The sequence below is a fragment of the Pseudomonas sp. B424 genome, assembly GCF_055408345.1.
In genome coordinates, this window is record NZ_JBUZTL010000025.1 from 60,725 (window position 1) to 67,338 (window position 6,614).

Genomic DNA, 6,614 nt, shown 5'->3' on the forward strand with positions numbered 1-6,614 from the left:
GTGAGGTCCAGGCTTCGCGCCTAACTCCGATAGCCCTCTTAAGATTCGTTTGGAATGATTTGCCTTGGCTCTTTCCCCGCAGCAGCAAGAAATTGTTCACCATCCATTTGAAGAGCCCGCTTTAGTTCTGGCTGTGGCAGGCTCTGGAAAATCCACAACCATGGTGGAGCGCATTGCTCGACTGGTTGAAGCGGGACGATTTGATCCTACCCGAGTGATTGCAGTCATGTTTAATCTTGGGGCTGCAAAGAACCTCCGCGCCAGCCTAGAAAGACGGCTAGGCAAGCGCAACGCACCTCAATCGGTAACATTCCATAGTCTTGGAACTATCACCCTTCGTCGACTGATCCTTGGTGGGTACGCTGAGCAATGGGCGTTCAGTGGTGAGCCGTCCAAAGCCATCAAATTCACTGTAGAAGTGATCGAAACCGCATGTAAGAAGCATGGCCACAAATACCCGCGCATTGTAGCTCGTGACTTTTTGAGCTTCGTTGACCGAGTCAAAAGCGATCTAAAACCTCCGGCTGAGGTTTTCGCTGATGGGGACTGGCCAGCTCGGTATGACTGGTTCGTCCAGTGGTACCGCCAGTTCGAGAAAGAGCGTCATCAGAAGAAGGTCAGGTTCTTCTCTGACCTGATCTACGACCCGGTAACCATCATGTTGGAAAACCCCGCAGCTGCAGCTTATCTTCGGGGCGGGTTCGACCACATCATCATTGATGAGTACCAGGACATCTGCGAGAGCCAGCAAGCCCTGATTCGTTTTACGGCGGGCTTAGTATCTGCAGGTAAGCAGGCCAAAGTAATGGCAGTGGGCGACGACGATCAGACCATTTACGGCTGGCGCGGCGCAAAAGCTGAATACATCCTTCGCCGGTTCCATGATGACTTCCCAGGTGCTACCACCTACACGCTGAACCGTACATGGCGTTATGGCCACGCCCTGTCATGCGCCTCAAATTACGTGATTGCTGGTAACTCAGACCGTGCTGACAAAATGTGTGTTTCGGGCGAAAAGGCACCTGACACAAAGCTCTTTCTCGAATATGACCAGCCCGTAAGCGGTAAGCCAAAGATTGTCAGCATTGTTGAGAAGTGGCTTGCCGATGGAGGGAGTCTTACTGAGATGGTTGTGCTGGTGCGCTCATACTCGAAATCAGCGGCCAGTCAGTTTGACCTGTTGCAGCACGGTATCCCGTTCAGAATTGAAGGAGGAGATGAGGCTTCAGTTCTTGAAAACAAATGGGTAGCGTCCCTCATAGGCTGGATGAAACTGGCCGCTGGCCAGGCAGCGATAAACCCCTATGCTGGCGAGCCAGACATCGGCTCGATTATCGAGGCTCGAAAATTCATTGATGTCCCATCCTTGAACTTGGGGTGGGAGAAAAGCGGTATTCTGACCAAGCTCGTTCTACAGGAACCTGAAGATGGTTTGGGTTTCAGTAGATTTGTCTCCAATCACGTTGCTGCTCAAAACCAGGCTCAGGCCGAGCGGGTTGTTTATCGCGGAAAACTATGGCGAAAGCTGCGAGCAATCGGTAAAGGTCGAAGCTTTCCAAAGGCGGCAATCCTGTTGAAGGAGCTGCTGTATTTCTTGGACATTGAAAAGTGCATAGTCCAAGAGGCTGGGAAGCGGGAGGAGGCCGACGAAATCATCAGTCTTGTAGAGGCGTTCATCGAGTACGTGAAAGTGAACTCAAAGGGCAAATCTTTACCCGAGTTCATGAATCACCTACAGGACCTGCTCGATACGTCTGACAAAGCAAAGCAAGAGACGACTGCCCTCTTAATTACCAGCTGTCATCGAGCGAAAGGGATGGAATGGCTTTGCGTGATAATGCCTAGCCTTTGGCAGGGCTCGTTCCCCATCATCCCAAGATCCATCGACAAGAGTAAAATCGAATCCCATCTCCAAGATGAGCGGCGTCTGTTTTACGTTGCGATGACGCGGGCTATTCGCGCACTGTATTTCATCGCGCCAAGAGATCCGAGGCTCGATCCATGGTTGAGAGCTTGTAAGGGCGGCAACTGTGATGATGTAATACCTTTTGTAAAAAACGCTGGGGTAGCCAGTCAGTTTTTGTATGAAAGCAACCTGTTCCTGTCACAAGCGTTGCCTTACATCCTAGCTGGTGGCAAGGGAAGGGATTCGCTAAAAGCATCCTCCCCTGAATTGATAAATCAATACCTCGAAGAATTGAATTGCAACTACCGAGTTGCAAAGATTAATTAGGTGCTAAAATGAGCTTGATCAGAGAATATAAAGAACTCGAACTAACGGTGAAGTCGGCCATGGAGCGGATGGCTGCTATTGAGGAAGATCCAGAGTTTGCGCGGGACAATGAGTTCGAATCTAAGCTACGCATTTTACTAGACGAGAACCATAAATCACTTCGCGACATCATTAATATTCTTGATCCTCAATCGACTCGTCCGGCAGCATTCAGAACTGCAGAGCCTAAGACACGTAAGCCTCGTGCCTTGTTGACCTATGTAAATCCACACGATGGATCAATCGTGGAAACCAAGGGTGGCAATAACAAAACTCTGAAAGCATGGAACGCTCAGTACGGTAAAGATGTTGTTCAAAGCTGGTTAAAAGCTGACTAATCCTCCATCTGTGCTGCTCGAAAGGGCAGCGCTTCAATGGATAATCTGACTAAGGTGGGTATGAAGCGAGTCGAAAAGTACGCATACCCTGTGAGGTACACGTCGGAACTTCACAGTGTCGTGAAATCTGGAGCAGTAGCTCAAGGCCGAAGCATCAACTCTTATATTGCCCACCTGCTTTGTGAGAGCCTCATTCGTTTTCCAACTCTTCATTGCCTTCCAGTTGTACTTCAGCAGGCGAATACATCCTTCGGCATTCGCATTACTAACGAACTACAACACAGCCTAACAATCGCAGCTCATGGCGTAGACAAAGATCGCAGTTTCAATCAGGAAATTGTTGGTCGGCTAATGCTGATGACGACACCGTCGCGGCAGACCCTCATCGATGCATGGAGCCTGCTCAACCAGGCAATCTCAACACATATCAATCACCACGCCAGCAATCCTCAATGTGGCCAAGATTTGCAAGAGAAGCGGGAGGCCTTCGAGTGGCACCTAAAGCACTCCCTCGCGGTGGAAACCGTCTAGCAGCTTGCTGACAGAAGCCGCGCTGCGGGAGAGGGCAAGTCAAATGCCCTAGCACGCTGGACCGGCAACCAATGTAACTCTCACCAAGGAAATCCCATGAGTCAAGAAGTTGATCCCGACACTAGGGCAGAGCTTGAAAAAAAAACTCAAAAGGGAATAGCAGAATTTAGGAAGCGCTTTGAGGAATGGAAAAGCAAAACTGATGCGCAACAGATAAAAGTGGACATAAATCAACAGAACACAGGCAGGTAAGGGCATGGCAGACAGACAAGGGCCTACCTCGTTGGAACAAGTGGCTTCACAAGCCGCAAAGGAGTTAGGCGCGTTATTGGCTATTGGTGACCTTCTGGAACCATCTGACTTGCAGATCGTTCGGCGCCGGTTGGATGAGGTCATCCAGGCAACAAACGCGGTCATCGCTGATTGTGAGCAGCGAGAACGCAACGAACACACGGAACTGTAGGAAAAGTCGCCCAGGTATGTACAAACCCCGCCGTCAAACGCGGGGCCGAGGACGTAGGAACAAACCACTTTGGGCACTCAGATCCAGCAGGAAGGCAGACCATGGCAATTCAGGCTAATCAGTTTGTAACAGGCACCAATGAGGAGGTGTTGGCCGACGACGGCCAGCAAGCCGCTGCACATGCCCCAAGTGAGCATGTCCGCAAGGAAGCTTCCGAGGCCTCAAACGGTGTCTGACAGCAGCTCGGCGTACTGGCCGCGTCTGATGTTGCCGTGCCCGCTATGTCAGGGCGATTACCCGGCACGACCTCGCTTGTGGGACTGGATCGAGGTTGGTCCCAACGCGCTGTTTATTCCTGATATGTGTGGCACCTGCGAATCAGATCCACGCCAGTGGAAGGACTACGAAGGCAGCGACCATTTCAACGTGGTCGATTCTTGAAGGAAAAGTCGCACAGGTAGCCATGGTGAGCCGTGGGCATGCCAGCCATGCACCGAGGCTTACCTCGAAGCAGTGCGCAAGTTGACCCTGTAGTTCGTGGTAAACTATGTTCGCACTCACGGATTGAGGGAAGTGATAGCGGAAGAATGGGGTGTTAGGGGTATCCATGAATAAATTTAAACGAATTGCAAATACACCTCTCTATATATCAGCTGTAGTTTTTGTGCTTGGCATGACGTTTTCTGGAGTAATTTGGGGCCACGCGCCAAATCTGGAAGACGCCCTATTTTTTACCACGATTGCTGTACTCGTCCTGGCCTTGGAAATCAAAGAGGCGAGCTTTAAATGGACTGCGAGCCTAACTGCGTTCTTTTGCATTGTCCCTGTACTTATCGCGCTGGTATCTCCGGCTAATTTTTTCAGTTCTGCATCGGAACGTTTCCTCGGAAACATTATTAGCATAGGCGTCGGAATTCCGATTGGAAAAGTAGTCATCCCGATTCTTGCTGACCTTACCAGGCGGTTATTTAGATTTCCGAATAATGAAGAAGGTGGTGAGTGATATTTTATTCTTGCGCTTAGGTAGGGCATTGATCGACCCCAATCATCGTCCTAGAAAGGAAAAACCTCTCGATGACCGCATTTGAGATGACCGTGCTAAATCTTGCGCTCAACCATCTGTACACCGTCACAGGCATTCTGGATGCTGGGACTACAGATGTGCTTGCAGAAGAATACTTTGAAGCTACGACAGTCCTAGAGGCCCTCATCGAGCTTTGCCACGTTGAAGAGAGCGGGATGAGTGAAGGGGCTGTTGAACGCATGCTTTTTCTTGAGAAACAGTACACCGAAGTGAAACGTGCGGCCGCAGCTGGTGAGCCTGTAATAAAACGCGACCGTTCAAAATTAAATTAAAGAACACCGGACATCAGCGGAGTTCGCCAAGACGCGGCTTCGCTCAATAGACCGTAGTTCAAGGAAAAACCTCGCCACACACAATTACCAGCTCATGCGAGTTTTGTTGTTGTCGCACCTATTTCAGTAATTTTGGATTTTTCTTCCAAATTCGACACATGAACGACGAATCTATTTTTTGGCCGCTTGTGTCATGCCGAGTTGGCGCAACGGCTCTTGCAGGTATATGCCTAGGGGTATACATTGCCCTTTGTGATATTCCACTCTGGGCTCTCAACTGAGAGTGAGAGGCCATACACCAGGTACTCTCAGCCTCGTTTTGAACGTGGAGCCGGGTCATCAGGTGACCCAGCGCTAATGGCGACATATTCGGAGAAAGATGCAATGACAGGCGAGCAGTTCGACACCTTGGTAAAGCTCATGCGCGGCGACCCTACAAGCGCATCCAATCGTGCAGCACGCATGGTTCTTGTAGAGAGTATGTCCCAAGCTAACGCAATGCGTGCGGCGGGTGCAGATCGAACGGCAGTGAGTAATACAGTGAAGCGTTACGCTAAAGCCGACGAAACCATGAGAAAGCTGTATTCAGGTGAGGCCAAAGCCGACGAAACCATGAGACAGCTGTAGTCAGGTGAGTAATTTTTTGCGTTAAGGGTTGGAGTTCGGTGTGACGATTTATAAAGGCAGCAATGGTAGGAACATGAGAAACAAATGCTCGTATGCTGTATCAGGTTTGGCATTGGTAATTTCCATCATAGCCTTAACCATGAGCTACACAGTTAGTCAGCGAATAGCTACGGCTTCCATTGCTTCTGAGACCGGATTATCTGCTGTGTCGGAAGACAATTCACACGAATACTTTTCGCAAGACCAGGTTCGTTGTAACAGTGGATTTGCATCGGTTTTTGTTCGTTATCGCGACAGCATCGACCACCTGATAACGGTTCGCTTGGAAATACCGCCAGAGGCTGAAAACTCAGTCCCCGTCACTTGCGACGAAGGAGGGTTTCATCTAAACGGTGTGAAGCTTACGGCTATGCAATTGGCAGAAAGCGCTCACGAAACCCGACTTCGAGCCATTTCGCATCTGCAGCCAACATCTAGAGGCGGTGGGATTCCTGTTATTGACATGACCAGCCTAAGCCAAGACCAGCTTAAGCTTGTAAAACGCGCTTGGACGAACTGATAGAGGTTAAGCCTCAGGCTCTCCTAGACCGCCCATAGGCCGGATTAACTCACTATGATCAGCCTCGTATAGCAACACCCCAAAGGAGCATGAGTGAAACGTGTCACTTTTCGTAGTCTTGAGCCCCAGGCACGCTTCGAGATGGATGATCAACCGTGGATTAAAGTTGACGGTGTAACAGCCCAGCACGCTTTCTATGATGTTCCAATCGATATGGAGCCGTCTGCCAAAGTGTTCATCAAAGTGGCAGTGCCAACGCCAACCGCTACGAGAAAGCATGATGACGGCAGTAAGAAGATTCGAAAGCGCGAAGGGTTCCTTTTGGTGCTCGGCACGTTGCTTGAGTCGTTCAACTGGTTTTGACCCTAGGGATGCTCCGATCAACTTGCTGCGCGGCGGCCGCAAGTCGTAATTTGCACGGCACGCAGCGCTATTTGCTCAAAACGACCTGATGCAGTGTTCATCGAG

General features: G+C 50.2%; 11 protein-coding genes. All 11 read left to right on the forward strand.

The features are described from left to right. The first annotated feature begins 64 nt into the window (after positions 1-64). Positions 65-2,233, forward strand: a complete 2,169-nt coding sequence (locus ACZRMS_RS22050) for an ATP-dependent helicase (RefSeq protein ID WP_463997061.1) — start codon at positions 65-67, stop codon at positions 2,231-2,233. A gap of 8 nt (positions 2,234-2,241) precedes the next feature. After that, the gene (locus ACZRMS_RS22055; RefSeq protein WP_169873048.1) at positions 2,242-2,610 is read left to right on the forward strand and encodes a histone-like nucleoid-structuring protein, MvaT/MvaU family; all 369 of its coding nucleotides are present in this window, start codon (positions 2,242-2,244) and stop codon (positions 2,608-2,610) included. A 36-nt stretch (positions 2,611-2,646) separates the two neighbouring features. After that, complete coding sequence (locus tag ACZRMS_RS22060) at positions 2,647-3,141, forward strand: hypothetical protein (protein WP_463997062.1); 495 nt, start codon at positions 2,647-2,649, stop codon at positions 3,139-3,141. Between the two features lie 96 nt (positions 3,142-3,237). After that, positions 3,238-3,393: a hypothetical protein gene (locus ACZRMS_RS22065; protein WP_463997063.1), complete on the forward strand. Its 156-nt coding sequence runs from the start codon at positions 3,238-3,240 to the stop codon at positions 3,391-3,393. 312 nt (positions 3,394-3,705) lie between these two features. Next, positions 3,706-3,840, forward strand: coding sequence for a hypothetical protein (locus ACZRMS_RS22070; RefSeq protein ID WP_463997064.1), 135 nt, complete (start codon positions 3,706-3,708; stop codon positions 3,838-3,840). Continuing rightward, a complete protein-coding gene (locus ACZRMS_RS22075) occupies positions 3,833-4,045 on the forward strand; it encodes a hypothetical protein (protein ID WP_463997065.1) in 213 nt (70 codons plus the stop codon). The genes ACZRMS_RS22070 and ACZRMS_RS22075 overlap by 8 nt, the downstream gene beginning before the upstream one ends. Before the next feature lie 166 nt (positions 4,046-4,211). Beyond that, complete coding sequence (locus tag ACZRMS_RS22080; protein ID WP_463997066.1) at positions 4,212-4,607, forward strand: hypothetical protein; 396 nt, start codon at positions 4,212-4,214, stop codon at positions 4,605-4,607. Between the two features lie 71 nt (positions 4,608-4,678). Beyond that, positions 4,679-4,960 carry a hypothetical protein gene (locus tag ACZRMS_RS22085; protein ID WP_463997067.1) on the forward strand — a complete coding sequence of 94 codons (282 nt, stop codon included), beginning with the start codon at positions 4,679-4,681 and terminating at the stop codon, positions 4,958-4,960. Between the two features lie 357 nt (positions 4,961-5,317). Beyond that, positions 5,318-5,587 carry a TrfB-related DNA-binding protein gene (locus ACZRMS_RS22090; protein WP_463997068.1) on the forward strand — a complete coding sequence of 90 codons (270 nt, stop codon included), beginning with the start codon at positions 5,318-5,320 and terminating at the stop codon, positions 5,585-5,587. Positions 5,588-5,627: 40 nt separating this feature from the next. Next, positions 5,628-6,146, forward strand: a complete 519-nt coding sequence (locus ACZRMS_RS22095) for a hypothetical protein (RefSeq protein WP_463997069.1) — start codon at positions 5,628-5,630, stop codon at positions 6,144-6,146. Positions 6,147-6,239: 93 nt separating this feature from the next. Continuing rightward, complete coding sequence (locus ACZRMS_RS22100) at positions 6,240-6,509, forward strand: hypothetical protein (RefSeq protein ID WP_169873056.1); 270 nt, start codon at positions 6,240-6,242, stop codon at positions 6,507-6,509. The last annotated feature ends 105 nt before the right edge of the window (positions 6,510-6,614 follow it).